Below are 14,516 nucleotides of genomic sequence, written 5' to 3'. Positions count from 1 at the left end.
TCTATTTAAGATAACAGATTTAGGCGAAGGAAGAAGGAACAGGCAAGAATGAACAGGCAAGAACGAACAAGGAACAGGGAAGAATGTTTTAACTCTTCGGCGGTTCGTCCCGCGCTCTAATCGCTTCGATTGAGCGTCGGGATGAAAGCCAGGCTATTTCTTCCCGTCCCGATTGTGGTCTTCACCGAAGCTGTAGAACAATCGGGATAGGCAAGAAATAGCCAACCTCTTATACGGCACAACCAGTTACGGTAAATGGGATTCGTGTTAAACTAGATATATGAAAAACGTTGTCAAGGTACGAATTTATCCGACCAATGAGCAGAAAGAAACGCTGTCAAAGACCTTTGGCTGTGCCCGTTGGTACTGGAACAATTCACTGAACGCAACGAACGAGCTCTACAAAGAGACGGGTAAAGGCCTATCCCAGATTGGGATGAACAGTCGCTTACCTGCGATCGAGAAAGAGTATGAATGGTTAGGTGAAACCTACAGCCAAGTGCTGCAAAGCGTCTCACTGAACCTGTCGAGAGCGTTTATCAACTTCTTTGAAGGACGGGCATCATTTCCCAAATTCAAATCAAAGCACGATAAACAATCGATTCAGTACCTACAAAAAGTTCAAATTGTTGATGATGGTCATCTGAAGTTTCCCGGCAAGTTAGGCGTTGTTTCTGCCAAGATTCATCGCAGATTTGAGGGAAAAGTCAAAACCGTCACAGTTAGCATGAACCGTACAGGGAAGTATTACGCTTCCTTGTTATTTGATGATGGCTTACCGGATGTTGAGATTTCCTCAAACGGTAAAGCGGTGGGAATTGATGTCGGGCTAACTCATTTTGCGATTACGTCTGATGGGTCTAAGTTCGACAATCCCAAGCACTTGAAGAAACGCGCTAAAAACCTGAAGCGTAAGCAGCAAAAACTATCCCGTAAACAGAAAGGTTCAAATCGTCGCAAGAAAGCCCGCCGCATTGTGGCACGGGTGCATGAAAGAATTGCAAATTCTCGCAAGGACTTCCAGGAGAAACTATCTCGCAAACTGGTGAACGAGAACCAAGTCATCATTGTCGAGAATCTGGCAGTCAAGAACATGGTGAAGAATCACTGCCTAGATCAAGCAATCAGTGATTGTGGCTGGTCAGAATTCACCCGTCAACTCAAATACAAGACGGAAAGAGACGGTAAAACCTATCTAGAAATTGGTCGGTTTTTCCCATCGAGTAAGACTTGTCACGTTTGCCTAAATCAGGTGGGTAGTCTTCCTCTAGACATGCACAGTTGGACTTGTTCCAACTGCCAGACAAAGCACGATAGAGACGTAAATGCAGCTATCAACATTCGAGAGAAAGGCTTGCGAATATTAGCGTTAGGAACTAGCGCTACTGCCAATGGACGGAATGTAAGTCCGAAGGCTGGAAGGAAATCTTCCGTGTTATCGGCTGTTCCGGTTGAAGTTGGAAGCCAGCACCGTACCGCTTAGCGGTCGATGCCTGGTAGTTCACGTGTGTTCTTTCAGAATATTTTGCAGGTAACTAGCCACTGCATCCGGCTGTTCCACCATTGCCAAATGGCCACAATCGGGAAGCTGAAGGACATTCTCGCCACAACCTTGGAACATCCAGTGAAAGCTAGCCAAATGCAGCACGTATTTTGGTTCCATAATTTTGTCTTTAGTACCGGCAATAAAATAAACAGGCTGCTTGAGTTGGGACACAATTTGTGGCAAGAGGTGAATCTGGGCTTCTGTTGTCGAGTCCAACAAAGCCCCCAAAGCTGCCTCTGGATGAGCTCCCACGAAATCTACTAAGCGCTGCCGGCCCCAGGATCTGCCGATCGAGCGGGCTACAGAATCGCGGGCAAACACGTAATCTGCTAACGGCAAGTGAGGCAGCCAGCCGGGACGCATTGTCACTAGCTGCTTGCCGACCGCTCGAAACCGCTCGAATTCTTCCTTAAGATAGATGCCGCCCCCTGCATTGATGCAGACCGCGCCTTTAACGCGATCGGACACTTTGCTGGCTCCCCATAGAGCGATCGTACCGCCGAGAGAGTGTCCCACCAGCCAAGCAGAAGATATATCGAGTTTTTCGAGTAAAATTTCCAAATCGCGAGCGTAAGCTGCGGGAGTGTAGCAGGAATTTAGCGGTTCGGAATGCCCGTGATGAACGCCACCGTCCGATTGAGAATCGCCAAACCCACGCAAATCGTAGGTAAGGCACTGATAGTTTGATGCCAAGCGATCGGTCAAAGGTTGCCAGTAGTGGCGGCTTAACAGCCAGCCGTGGACAAATACCAGAACCGGGGAAGTTGCAGTCGGAGCCGTCAAATCGTAAGTGTGCCGAACCCCTAGGATGTCGATTGTTGCCATACTTTTATCCTACCCGCTCCATAAGACCTATGTAAACCTATGTATAGCCTTTCTCAGAAAGAAGGAGTACGTCGAAATCCTGTGTTCTCAAGCTTTTTCAGTTGAATTGTTTACCTCATCTACCCAAGAAGCGCTATAAGTAAGCCAAAAATACTCAACTTTATCGATTTACCGATTACTTCCTGCTGCAACGCGCGGTCTTAAGCTGACGCTACAAGATGTTTGTCCACTTCACTGGCAATCTTGGCCTAGCTTGCCCTTTTATGCGATTTATTTTCGATAATTTGGGTGTTTGTAATCTGAATAAATTCTTATTTTAAGCGGTTATTAACTCAGTTTACAATAGCCAAATTAGAGATAATTTTAAGATTTAAACAATTGATTGTAATAACACTGATAAGAACTTTTAACTTTAGTTGCCCAGCGTTTGTGTCATTCCCTGGCTGTAGGGAGTTTTACGGTTTGATCCGTTGCTCTAAACGCCAATATTTCCAGCATTATCCCGTTCTCCCAATTGTCAGCGTGTCTTGCTACTCCAGAATGTTGACGGAATTAAAACCTGTTTATTATGAGGTTTTAATTCCGTCTTAAACGAAAGTATAGCCTTTCTCAAACAAGTGAGGTATGCCCACGGAGGTCTATGCCCTAGAGTACCTCATCTTTCGATCGCAAGGCTATAGCACTTATTCAATACTTGGGACAGTTTTTGATTGCCAACCGTAGAAGGCTTTCTAAGCGATTCGGCAATCGAGCTACCAAGAGAAAATCGCTGTTTTGTGAGTAGGAACTAAAAACAGTCCGGACTATTGCTTGTTAAACTCGCCTATTTCTCTGGCACGTCTTTTCTATTATGGCGGTTATTTTGTAGATGAAATACACCATCAAACTTAAAAAGCTTGACAACATCGTTTCGGCGTGTCCCGTGTTTATGAGAACCGCTATCTACACTCGTTTGTACGAACAATTTTGCCGAGCTTTTTATCCTGTCTCACTGGAAAACTTCTGCAAACTAATGTCTACTTATAGAAATCTAGTTATTTAGGGAGCATCGGCAGCTTGTCCTAAAATCGCTCGCCCAGCAATCTTTGTCGCACCCCCTCAGCGATTTTCTGCCCGAGATATTCGGGAATTAAACTTTCATTGGGCCCCAACAAGTAGAGAATTAGGCGAGTTCGCCCCCGCCAAACCAGCAAATTAGCATTTACAACCAACAAATCCTCTTGCCAAATGGCATACATAACTTTGTAAAAAAGTCCAGGTTGATTATCTGCTTCAATCAGCAAAGCTGGCAAGTGGAAAACCGGATCGACGTAGAATTCAGTCGCCACATCTTCTAAACCCGCGTCTAAATTAAATTCCACCGCCAACATCTCTTCAACCTCAAAATGTCCCGCCAATGCCTCTCGAACGGCTCTACAGACGTTTTCTGCTGTTTTATCTGCCAGTACCTTGCCACCGCGAGATACGACCAATTTGATAAATACCAGCATGGGCGGGTAAATTTGACCGTACAGACTCAGACTGTGAATCGTCAGTCCGTAGGCCGCGAGCACTCCAAAAATATCGCTCAATAGAAAAGACTGGTTCCGGTAAGCAAAATGCAGGGCACTTTTGTTACCTTCGGCTCGGATTTCGATGACTGCTTGCCGAGTTTTGTAAAGCTGGTAAGCCAATTTGAGGTTTTGCAACTGGATTTCGCTGCTGACAAATTGCTCGTAAAACTGCGGAAACGCTCGGTTAAAGCGCTTGAGAAGTTCTAGTGTAGATGGTTTTAAACCCGAAGCCATAATTGAGGAGAAGGTGCGGGAGATATACTGGTATTGACTGCTTTATGAAACTTGCCTAAACTTATCTAAACTCATTTTTAGACACAATTCGAGTTCACTTCCTACGCTGTTGGGTAGACGGCTGATCCCAAGATAAGTAGGCTATCCCCCTCCAGCCGAGGGTTCCCAGTTTAAAATGTTGATGCTGGCGTTGAAATCACGATCTAAAGATATGCCACAAGCAGGACAGTCAAAAGTCCGAATGCTTAGTGGCATACCTTTTTTAGTGCCACAATTCGAGCAAGTTTTAGTGCTGGGGAACCATTGGTCTACCAAGACTAAATTTGCCTCATACATTTTGCACTTATAATCGAGTTGACGTTTGAATTCGTAAAACCCTAGATCCGATATTGCCCCAGCTAACTTGTGATTCGCCATCATTCCTTGAACATTCAAGTTTTCAATCTTAATTAGCTTAAAAGTTTGGGCTAAATAAGTTGTTAGCTTGTGAAGAAAGTCTAAACGAATATTAGCTATCCGTGCATGGAGCCGACGGATTTTATCGTAGGTTTTACGCTGGTTTTGAGAACCTCTTACCTGTTTAGATGCTTGGCGTTGCAATTTAGCAAGTTTGGTTTTCGCTTGCTTTAACGGCTTTGGCCCATCAAAAACCTGCTGATTTGACAGCGTGGCAAAAGAATTAATTCCTACATCGATTCCTACAGAGCTTTCAGATTGTTGAACAGGCAAAAGTTCTGCATCTACGCAGAATGACACAAACCAACGACTTCCTTCTTTTGAAATCGTAAAAGTTTGAGACACGTAACCGCATTCTAGGGCTTCGTAGAGCCGAAAAGTTCCCAAGGTAGGAATCTTTATAGTGTTGCCAGCGCTTAGTAGAACTTTTCCGTTCGACGAATCGACTGTAAAAGATTGACCCCAGCGGCGACTAGCGAATCTTGGATGACCTGCTTTCCCAGAGCGATACCGACTAAACGCATCTTTTAGATCGATTAACGCATTTTGGTAAACTCGACTAGACAACTGGTTCATCCAGCCGAATTCAGACTGTTTCTTAACGTGGTTGGTCAGAACTTTTTTAACTTCGTTGAGTACCTTTGAGTCTGTGAATGGGCCCTCGCTATACATTTGAGTCCGCAAGCTCAACCCCATGTTAAACACTACCCGCCTAAATCCTGCGTGTTTTGCCATCAAAGTCGCTTCCGGGTTATTCAATTTGAGCGCTCGCTTGACGGCAAACACAAAAATTCTCCTCAATGATTAACTATAGATATTTTTAGCGAACTATTTGGCACTTAAGTCTTGCTCTTCCATGCCTTATGGCAATGGGATTTTCGATTCGACGATTCGACTTAAATTGTGCCCGTCTCCTCACTAAAAGCAAAAGTCAAATCTGTCTGAGAACTTATCACGAGAATGTCACCGTTGCGCCATTCCAGTGGTATTTCCCACCAAGGGTATAAGTTCCGGCGCGATCGGCGGCACTCAAAAGAAGCATTTCCCAAAATGCCTCTGTCCTGGTTCGGCAACAAATTTTACCTTAAAAGCGGGTTGTCCGGGCACTGGCTAGCAGAACAGTTCTACCAAACTTGACGAGAATCAAAAAAGCGCAGACTCAATGTTGGACGACAAATCCCTGTTTTCGGCGTAAGATGAGTGTACCGTAAACTGTTCCTCAAGAGGCTACCGGCAATTGCTCCTACGCCGATCGGAGTGGGTTTATCTGTCTGGTTCTCTTTCTCGTCGTCCAACTTCTACTACCTTAACCGCGCCTGCATGGGTTTTTGGAAAAACTTATTTAGTAGTTCTGAGTCTGCCTCTGTACCCCAAACAGCGGATTTTGAGGAAGATGTGGCTGTTGGGTTAGGCGATCCGCTTTCCCCAACGTTTCGCAAACCCGCCAGCGGCAACGCTCGCATCTTTTTCAGTTGCGATCGGGACATTGACCTCTACGAACTCGAAGAACTTTGTAATGCAGTGGGTTGGTCCCGCCGTCCCCTGCGTAAAGTCAAAAAAGCTATTGTGCACAGCTTCTTAGTCGTCTCTATGTGGGAGATGCGGGGCAGCCAGCGACGGCTGGTGGGTTTCGCCAGAGCGACTTCAGACCATGCTTTTAATGCCACGCTTTGGGATGTGGTAGTTCATCCCGACTACCAGGGCAAAGGCATGGGCAAGGCACTGATGAAATACATCATTAAAAAACTCCGCAGTGAAGATATCAGCAACATTACCTTATTTGCTGACCCTCATGTGGTGGATTTTTACCGCAATTTGGGCTTTATGGCCGATCCAGAGGGGATTAAAGGTATGTTTTGGTATCCTGATTAGCGAGCGAGGTGCAGGTCGGCGTTGATTTGTTGAGGGTCTACAATACAATATTGACGCTGCCAACACCGAATGCACCTTTGCCCTGCGGTCAGTTAGGCGTGGATGTATCTAGCCATCAGGGCGATTATGAAGCTGTGCAAGTATTGTCAGTCGATTTGAGATTTGACACTTGGGCGAGCCATTCGGCGACCAATGGGACGACGATCGGCGCTCACTTGAGAGGTCAAGTCCCTGTCGGTCGAGTTGCCCTCAGTCGAAGGAACTATTTGAGATTTAAGATTTATTCCACAGATGAATCTGGGAGCTTGAACTAGGGTCTAAAATTGTGAGCTGCTCACGATAGGAGTCAGCGGCTGGTATCGGTTTTTGGGTGGGGTCAAACCGCACAACCTGAAAAAAAACTTCGCCTTAGCTGCTGAGAGAGCTAAATATTTAATAAAGCTTGACAAGCAAGCGGTTTTGTGCGTTAATAGTTAGAGGTTAGCTAACTATAACACCGGGATGTAGCGCAGCTTGGTAGCGCGCCTGCTTTGGGAGCAGGATGTCGCAGGTTCAAATCCTGTCATCCCGATCGCACAATGTTAAATAATAGATTGAAGCAGAACTGTCTCTGATGTTTCCATTTCTTCAAAATGAAAACAAATTGAGGCAGTTTTTGCCGATCGTGTGAAAGCGCGAGTCTTTGCGTTAATGTGTTTCAGGATCGCTCCTGATGGAAAAAACATGAAATCATTAGTTCGTTTGGGCGCAATATTGGGAATTGTCGGCAGCACTCTGCTAGGCCCCTCCCCAATTGGCAAGATGTCTGCACTGGCACTGCCGGAGCCGCAAATTTTGGAAAAATTGCGCCCGGTGCCAGTATTTACGATTACAGACGCTCAGGGTGCGCCCCTGATCGCTTCTGTTCCCAAGCAGGGTCAGGGTCAAACTGGTAATGCTTCCGTGGCGGGAATTTTCATCAGCCAGAAAGACGCTCAAGCTTTTGTGGATCAACTGAAAACCAGAAATCCTCAGTTGGCGGCCTCGGTGCGCGTGATGCCGGTGTCGCTGGGGGAAATTTATCAGATCACTCAAGCAAATAAAGGCAAGCCGGAGGAAGTGCAATTTGCTTTCGTTCCGGCTCCGCAGCAGGTGCAGTCGGCTAAAACGGTACTTCAGCAGACTGGTCAACAAGTTAACGAATTCAACGGTGTACCTCTATTTTTGGCAAGAGGCGGCGCAGAAAATGGTTATTTGACGATTCAGCGGGGTCAGCAAGAGGTGATTCCCTTGTTTTTTAACAAGGAGGATTTACAGGGAATGGTCGATCGTTTTAAGCAGCAGCAGCCGAACGTGACTGCCACAATTAAGATTGAGGTGGTGAACTTGGAGAGCGTTTTGGAAGCTTTGCGTACTGAGAACGACCCGTTTTTGACCCAAATGATTTTGATTCCGTCGCGGGAGTCGCTGGAATTTGTGCGATCGCTCCAACCTGCCGGTGCGGGCCAAAATCCACGGCTTGCTCCGAATCAAACTCGGCCGGCTCCAGCCTCTCCGGCTCCAGCTCGACCGGCTCGCTAATAGTTAGTCAGTTGACAGTTGACTGTTAACTGTTGACAGTTGACTGTTAACTGTTGACAGTTGACAGTTGTCATTAGTTACCAATTCCCGATGCCCTATTTGGCCGATGCCCAATTCCCAAAAAGCCTTATGTTTGTTTCTGGTTTAGAGCTTTGGCAGTGGGTGAATCAAGCTAAAACCGAGGCGAGATCCTCTGACATTCCCCTAGCAGAAATCGACTGGCTGCTGCAAGAGCTGGCTGGTTTGGATAGGTTGGCTCTGCGTTTGGAGTCGTTTAAAGATTTGCCAAAAATTGAATTAAAGTTGTCTTTATCTGAACTGGCTCAATTGTGGCAGCGGCGCTTGCAGGAACGGGTGCCGGTGCAGTATTTAACGGGAGTTGCACATTGGCGGCATTTTTCGCTCAAAGTAACGCCGGCGGTGCTAATTCCGCGTCCTGAAACGGAATTGCTGATCGATTTGGCTGTGGAAGCTGTTAAAAGCTATGGTGTCAATCCCAAATCGCATTGGGTGGATTTGGGGACGGGCAGCGGGGCGATCGCGATCGGGTTGGCTTCGGCGTTGACAAATGCTAGGGTTTATGCAGTAGATTGCAGTTCGGAAGCTTTGGCAGTTGCTCGGCTGAATGCTGAGAATTTGGGCTTGGAATCGCGAATTAATTTTTATCAAGGTTCGTGGTGGGAACCGTTAGCATTTCTTAAAGGTCGCGTTAGCGGCATGGTGTCTAACCCGCCTTACATTCCCAGCAGCACGGTGCTGACTCTGCAACCGGAAGTTTTGAAGCACGAACCTCATCTGGCCTTAGACGGCGGTTTTGACGGGTTAGAGTGCATCCGGCATTTGGTAGAAACGGCTCCCGATTATTTAGAATCCGGGGGAGTTTGGTTGGTTGAGATGATGGCGGGACAGGCTGAGGCGGTAGCTGATATGCTGGACAGTCACGGGAGTTATTGTGATGTTCAGATATTTTCTGATTTAGCAGGGATCGATCGGTTTGCCTTAGCGTATCGTCTTTAGGTTTCAAGAATATGTCGTACTTCTAAAATCTAAAACTAAAATCTAAAATCTAAAATCGAATGACACAAGTTTCGATCGACTCCTTGATTCAAGGGGCAATTTCAGGAGATTATATTGTCAGCTTTCCCACTGATACTGTACCCGCTTTGGCTGCCAGCCCCGATCGCTCGGAGCTGATTTTTGCAGCTAAACGCCGCAGCCAAGACAAACCGCTGATTTTGATGGCAGCCTCGGCGGAGGCTTTATGGCCTTACGTGCAGGGGAGTCCAGCAGAGTTAAAGTTGTGGCAGCAAGTGGCCGAATCCTATTGGCCGGGGGCGTTAACTTTGGTACTGCCGGCTTCGGCAAAAGTCCCGGCGGCCATGAATCCGATCGACCCGACTACAATCGGAGTACGAGTTCCTAACTTTCCCCTGGCCCTCAAAATTCTAGAGCAGACAGGCCCTTTGGCTACTACCAGTGCTAATTTATCCGGCCAGCCGCCTCTGGAATCGGTGGCAGAAATTGAGGCTCAGTTTCCGCAAGTCTTGACATTAGTTCCTTCTGAATTAGCAACAGCGACAACAGCTTCGAGTTTGCCTTCGACTGTGGCTAAATGGACGGGCAGCCAGTGGGAAATCTTGCGACAAGGCACGATCGAGTTAGAATGCTAAAAGCTAAACTCCAAGGCAAAGCAATATGGCGCCGATCGGCTGGAGCGACTTTATATATTTAGGTATGGGACTGGGGCTGGGTTTGGGAAGCAGTTTGATTTGGCGCCTGCGGCAAAAAAGCTCGCAACCGCCCGAACCGGCGCCCAAAGTAGCCCCACCTCCTCAAGAAATTCACTTAGAGAAGTTTGATGCCCTTTCCGAGCAACTTAAGCAAACTCAATTGGCTTATCAGATGGCATCGGAGATGAGCCAATTTAAGGCGGGTTTTTTGGCTAGAACTTCTCACGAGTTGCGATCGCCCCTGAGCACTATGATTGGTACGCTGCAATTAATTCTCTCGGATTTGTGCGACGATCCGGCTGAGGAACGAGAGTTTGTCGAGCAAGCTCACGCCGCGGCACTCAAGCTGGTGAAATTAATAGATGAAATTATCTTTGTTGCTAAAACTGAACACGGCACTGAAAGGATGGATATTGAGCCGATTCAGTTAGCTAAGGTTTTTGACGAGGTTGATGATTTAACTTACTTGCAAGCTGCTAATCGCGGCATTCGTTTGGAGATATTGCCCCCAGATCCGGGGATTTATGTATTGGCAGATTTGCCGAGGTTTAGGCAAGTTTTAGTCAATTTGGTAGATACTGCTGTTGCTCAGATGGAGGAGGGCAGTATTTCTGTGTCTGCCCATGCTTCGCCGGAATCTGGATACGTTCAAATTTGGGTGGACGATCAGCGTTCAGTGAGTGCTTGGAGCGAGTCTTGGGATTTGCTGAAGCACGATTTGGAGTGTGATGCTAGTAAGAGCAGCGATAATTCTCAGGTATCTTCTGGAATGAGGTTATTGATGAATCAGACTCTTTTAAGTTTGATGAGCGGAAAGTTGGAGGTTCTGGCTGTGCCTTCTGAGTCCGAAGAGTCCAATTTTAACCGGACTCAGTGTTCTATTCCTTTGGCAACTTGGTGATGAAGGAAGTTCTGCCACGAGCAATCTACGGGATGTAACGGAGGTGGGGAAGAGGGCAAGGGATTTAACTGATTTAACGGAGGGCGGGAAGATGGAAAAGGGAAGATGAAAGAAGGAAATTATTTATAGGGAGTAAGGTGCGCCCTGACGCACCCTACATATTATAGATTTTGATGCCAATCGGGTGATTATTTAACAATTAGCAGTTAGCAATTCGCCGTTGCTAATTTCTAATTCGAGATGCTCTTCTAGAAGCTGATTTTCCAGTACCATGGTGGTACTAGCGTTTTGCTGAAAGCCGATGCGCTCGTAGAAGCTTTGTTTGTAAGTTGTCATCAGGTAAACTCGCTCTACTCGGCACATTCGAGGGTGACTCAAGACGGTTTGCACTAATTTGCGGCCGAGTCCTGCACCTTGGTAATCGGGGTGAATGGCGACATCCCAGATGGTAGCTCGATAGATCCCATCTGAGGTGGCTCTGGCAAAGCCGATCGCCCGTGAGCCGTCCCAAACTGTAACAACTGGTTCGCTGTTGGCGATCGCAATTTCCCAATCTTCTATCTTGCGTTCCCTCGCCCAAAAGGCGGCGGCTTTAAATAGTTCTTGGATCTGTACGATGTCTGCGCGCTCGCGACCTATACAAAATTGAATGTGACTGGAATCCCTCGTCGTTGATGTCATGCTCAATCTGCCTTCAAGTTGTATCTAAACTGTGTTACTTTTACTGTTTTACACGAGTGAAAGTTGATTTTGCGTGGGAACAATCAATGATTGACTCCCCGATTTACAAAACTATTTTCATTCATACATATTTTTTAACTAATTTCGGTGATGATTAATACTTTTTGGGGTGAATTTTGTAAAAAAGTCTTTGAGTCAAAATTCCCAACTTATAACTCATAACATTTGATATTTGATATTTGATATTTTAGATGGCGAATGACTGATTTTTTAGGGTTTGGAGTTTGTCTGCAGAGAAACCGGATTTTTTCTCACGTCTATTTCGTTACAGCCCACCGCAACGGTAAAAACCCGGTTTTGAGGCGTCGTTTATCGGTAAGCGTAAGCGATAGCTAGTAGGTTGCGTAATGGCTCAACAATCATCTATCGATAGAGGTATTGACTCCACGAAAACACCAGAAGATTGTGCTGTGGAGTCAATTATTTAATCTCTAATCTCTAATCGAGGGAATCAGTTTTGCAGCCAGCGGGCGGCGTCTTTGGCGTGATAAGTCAAAATCAAATCAGTACCCGCACGCTTGAATCCTGTCAAAGTTTCCATCACTACTCTTTCTTCATCTATCCAACCGTTGAGGGCGGCGGCTTTCACCATCGCATATTCCCCAGAAACGTTGTAAGCAGCAACTGGCAGGTTAGTTGCTTCCTTCACGCGCCAGATGATATCCATGTAAGCTAAAGCCGGTTTAACCATGAGCATATCTGCGCCTTCGGCAATGTCGAGAGCAATTTCTTTAAGAGCTTCGCGACCGTTTCCCGGGTCCATTTGATAGGTGCGCCGATCGCCAAATTGCGGAGCAGAATCGGCAGCATCCCGGAACGGGCCATAATAAGCTGAGGCGTATTTTGCCGCGTAAGACATGATGGGAATATCTTCAAATCCAGCGGAGTCCAATCCTTGGCGAATTGCTCCGACAAAACCGTCCATCATTCCCGAAGGTGCGATAATATCTGCACCGGCTTTAGCTTGAGCAACGGCGGTTTTCTTCAGCAATTCTAGTGTGGGATCGTTCAAGACGCGGCCGCTTAAATCTCCTACTTCCAAATAGCCGCAGTGACCGTGACTGGTATATTCGCACAGACAAGTATCGACCATGACGATTAAATCTGGTACGGCTTTTTTAACTGCTTCCGTCGCTTTTTGGACGATGCCGCAGTCGTGCCAAGCACCTGTCGCGTCTGTATCTTTATCTGCGGGAATGCCGAATAAAATAATCGCGGGAATGCCGAGGTCGTAGACTTCTTTTGCTTCTTCTACTATTTTGTCTACCGATAGCTGGTAAACTCCCGGCATCGATGTGACTTCTTTAGCAAAAGCTTCCCCCGGTACGGCAAATAGGGGGTAAATTAAATCGCTGGTTGTCAAGATATTTTCGCGTACCATCCGGCGGAGTTGGGGATGGTTGCGGAGGCGGCGGGGGCGGTGAGTTGGAAACATAATGTTTTTTTTACGGTAGATAAAGGCCTGTTTTCTAGGAATCGCGGCGTTTCTTTAAAAGTCTAGAGCTTATTGTTGGCCGATCGCCCTGTAGTTAAGTAAAGTTCTGTAAAAGCCAGGATGTGGATTGTTTGTAGTAACTGAGATGTTGCACCATTCTCAACAACCATTTTATGGGGGGGCTAGAAGAGCCCAAGCCGTACTCCTCACAGGAAATTCAGTCTTCGCCGAACGGGCCCGAAAGCCGGCTCTTGAGAATGGTGCAAGAATTAAGTAGTAAGGAATGCAAGTCCTTTCTAGCTTTTTTCGTTTGCAGACTCAGGCCTAACTGTGGTTGGATCGGTTGGTACGGATATCTCGCTGGCTTCATACCTATAACCAGGCTGCCCATAAGCCAGGATAGACTGTAAATTATAAATGTATCGAATAGTAACGGTCTTATGTACAAGCAACTAATTTCAAAGATGAAACCGCTTTTGAAATCACTATTTGCGATCGGTCTGGTACTGACGCTAGCCCTCGGTAACGCTGATGGAGCTCTGGCGGCCCGCAGCGGCGGACGCATCGGCGGCGGATCTTTTAGTGCTCCGGCGCGCAGTTACTCGTCTCCTAGCCGCACTTACGCGCCGTCGGGAGGAGGATACTACCCGGGCGGAGGCTTTGGAGGCGGCTTCGGTTTCCCGTTCTTGCTGCCGTTTTTTGGCTTTGGGGGGGGGTTTGGCGGCCTGTTCTCGATTTTGATTTTTATTTCGATTGCTAATTTCCTCGTCCAAAGCTTCCGCCGCGCTGGGGGCGGAACTGATGAACTCGGCAACAGCGCCCCCACTACCACCGTATCTGTCGCCCGCTTGCAAGTTGGTTTGCTAGCCGAGGCCCGCAGTTTGCAAGCCGAACTCGACTCCCTAGCGCGAAAAGCGGATACCGATACAGCGGCAGGTCGCGCTCAAGTGCTGCAAGAATCTACTCTGGCGCTGCTGCGCCATCCTGAATACTGGGTTTACGCGGGCGCTGAATCTGTGCAAACTCGCTTGGAAGCAGCCGAAGCTAAGTTTAATCAATTTTCTTTGGCAGAACGCAGTAAATTTACTGAAGAAACGCTCTCGAATTATAACAATCAGCTCCGGCAAGCAGGGAGCAGCAATATCCTGCCAGGTTTGCAGGAAAATGGGGCGCTGGTGGCTTCGGATTTGAATTCAGATCCCGGGGAATTTATTGTGGTGACGGTGATTGTGGGTACTCAAGGTAAATTGCAATTGCCAGCAGTGAAAAACTCTGAAGATTTGCGCCAAGCTTTGCGCCAGATTGGGGGAGTATCGAGCGAGCAGTTGCTGGCGGTTGAGGTGCTGTGGACTCCTCAAGCCAACGGGGACACTCTGACTGCTGACGATATGTTGGCCGGCTATCCTGATTTGCGATCGATTTAGCGAGCAAGACTGGGCGCGGAGCATTGTCTGCCGCGCCCCATCCCGCAGCAAAGCTGGGCGGGTGAACCCAATTGCTTTTGAGAAGCGAATTTCACACGAGTTGTTTGAGGTCGATAGAGTTAAAACAGATTGTTTAACAAATGCTAGTATTGAGAGATCGTGATTCAGCGTGATTCATCTGCTATTGGCAAAGCCTGCCCGATATGGGTTTTGCGAAGAAGTTAGGCAGGATAAAAAAA

At 47.1% G+C, this 14,516-nt stretch carries 14 protein-coding genes and 1 tRNA gene; 9 read left to right on the top strand and 6 right to left on the bottom strand.

What is annotated here, in order from left to right:
* Window positions 1–280: 280 nt before the first annotated feature.
* Window positions 281–1,483 carry an RNA-guided endonuclease InsQ/TnpB family protein gene (locus OSC7112_RS11520; protein WP_015176066.1) on the top strand — a complete coding sequence of 401 codons (1,203 nt, stop codon included), beginning with the start codon at window positions 281–283 and terminating at the stop codon, window positions 1,481–1,483.
* Window positions 1,484–1,501: 18 nt separating this feature from the next.
* On the opposite strand, the gene OSC7112_RS11515 is transcribed toward OSC7112_RS11520, so the two are convergent.
* The 4 genes from OSC7112_RS11515 to OSC7112_RS38100 form a co-directional block, all read right to left on the bottom strand.
* The gene (locus OSC7112_RS11515; protein ID WP_015176065.1) at window positions 1,502–2,371 is read right to left on the bottom strand and encodes an alpha/beta fold hydrolase; all 870 of its coding nucleotides are present in this window, start codon (window positions 2,369–2,371) and stop codon (window positions 1,502–1,504) included.
* Between the two features lie 1,061 nt (window positions 2,372–3,432).
* Window positions 3,433–4,158: a hypothetical protein gene (locus OSC7112_RS11510; protein WP_006631881.1), complete on the bottom strand. Its 726-nt coding sequence runs from the start codon at window positions 4,156–4,158 to the stop codon at window positions 3,433–3,435.
* Window positions 4,159–4,299: 141 nt separating this feature from the next.
* Entirely contained in the window at window positions 4,300–5,400 is a 1,101-nt protein-coding gene (locus tag OSC7112_RS11505; protein ID WP_015176064.1) for an RNA-guided endonuclease InsQ/TnpB family protein, read from the bottom strand.
* A 110-nt stretch (window positions 5,401–5,510) separates the two neighbouring features.
* Entirely contained in the window at window positions 5,511–5,687 is a 177-nt protein-coding gene (locus OSC7112_RS38100) for a hypothetical protein (RefSeq protein ID WP_190274376.1), read from the bottom strand.
* 247 nt (window positions 5,688–5,934) lie between these two features.
* On the opposite strand from OSC7112_RS38100, the gene OSC7112_RS11500 reads away from it, so the two are divergent.
* The 7 genes from OSC7112_RS11500 to OSC7112_RS11470 all read left to right on the top strand — a co-directional run bounded on the left by OSC7112_RS11500 (window position 5,935) and on the right by OSC7112_RS11470 (window position 10,677).
* Window positions 5,935–6,486: a GNAT family N-acetyltransferase gene (locus tag OSC7112_RS11500; protein ID WP_015176063.1), complete on the top strand. Its 552-nt coding sequence runs from the start codon at window positions 5,935–5,937 to the stop codon at window positions 6,484–6,486.
* Window positions 6,487–6,494: 8 nt separating this feature from the next.
* Window positions 6,495–6,800, top strand: a complete 306-nt coding sequence (locus OSC7112_RS11495) for a hypothetical protein (RefSeq protein WP_015176062.1) — start codon at window positions 6,495–6,497, stop codon at window positions 6,798–6,800.
* 183 nt (window positions 6,801–6,983) lie between these two features.
* A tRNA-Pro gene (locus OSC7112_RS11490) sits at window positions 6,984–7,057 on the top strand.
* Between the two features lie 152 nt (window positions 7,058–7,209).
* Window positions 7,210–8,046: a Tic22 family protein gene (locus tag OSC7112_RS11485; RefSeq protein ID WP_015176061.1), complete on the top strand. Its 837-nt coding sequence runs from the start codon at window positions 7,210–7,212 to the stop codon at window positions 8,044–8,046.
* Window positions 8,047–8,175: 129 nt separating this feature from the next.
* Window positions 8,176–9,063 (top strand): peptide chain release factor N(5)-glutamine methyltransferase, encoded by an 888-nt coding sequence (gene prmC, locus OSC7112_RS11480; RefSeq protein WP_150111528.1) that lies wholly within the window; start codon window positions 8,176–8,178, stop codon window positions 9,061–9,063.
* A 59-nt stretch (window positions 9,064–9,122) separates the two neighbouring features.
* Window positions 9,123–9,716, top strand: a complete 594-nt coding sequence (locus OSC7112_RS11475) for an L-threonylcarbamoyladenylate synthase (protein ID WP_015176059.1) — start codon at window positions 9,123–9,125, stop codon at window positions 9,714–9,716.
* 25 nt (window positions 9,717–9,741) lie between these two features.
* Window positions 9,742–10,677 carry a sensor histidine kinase gene (locus OSC7112_RS11470; RefSeq protein WP_015176058.1) on the top strand — a complete coding sequence of 312 codons (936 nt, stop codon included), beginning with the start codon at window positions 9,742–9,744 and terminating at the stop codon, window positions 10,675–10,677.
* A 192-nt stretch (window positions 10,678–10,869) separates the two neighbouring features.
* On the opposite strand, the gene OSC7112_RS11465 is transcribed toward OSC7112_RS11470, so the two are convergent.
* Both OSC7112_RS11465 and hemB read right to left on the bottom strand, forming a co-directional pair.
* Entirely contained in the window at window positions 10,870–11,358 is a 489-nt protein-coding gene (locus OSC7112_RS11465; protein WP_015176057.1) for a GNAT family N-acetyltransferase, read from the bottom strand.
* A 511-nt stretch (window positions 11,359–11,869) separates the two neighbouring features.
* On the bottom strand, window positions 11,870–12,853 hold the full coding sequence (gene hemB / locus OSC7112_RS11460) for a porphobilinogen synthase (protein WP_015176056.1): 984 nt from the start codon (window positions 12,851–12,853) through the stop codon (window positions 11,870–11,872).
* 440 nt (window positions 12,854–13,293) lie between these two features.
* Here hemB and OSC7112_RS11455 point away from each other — a divergent pair, with 440 nt between their 5' ends.
* Window positions 13,294–14,277: a DUF1517 domain-containing protein gene (locus OSC7112_RS11455; RefSeq protein ID WP_015176055.1), complete on the top strand. Its 984-nt coding sequence runs from the start codon at window positions 13,294–13,296 to the stop codon at window positions 14,275–14,277.
* Window positions 14,278–14,516 lie beyond the last annotated feature (239 nt).

The sequence above is a fragment of the Oscillatoria nigro-viridis PCC 7112 genome, from assembly GCF_000317475.1.
Taxonomy (GTDB): Bacteria; Cyanobacteriota; Cyanobacteriia; order Cyanobacteriales; family Microcoleaceae; genus Microcoleus; species Microcoleus nigroviridis.
The sequence above is the reverse complement of the archived record's forward strand: the minus strand, read 5'-3'. Positions and strand labels throughout refer to the sequence as shown.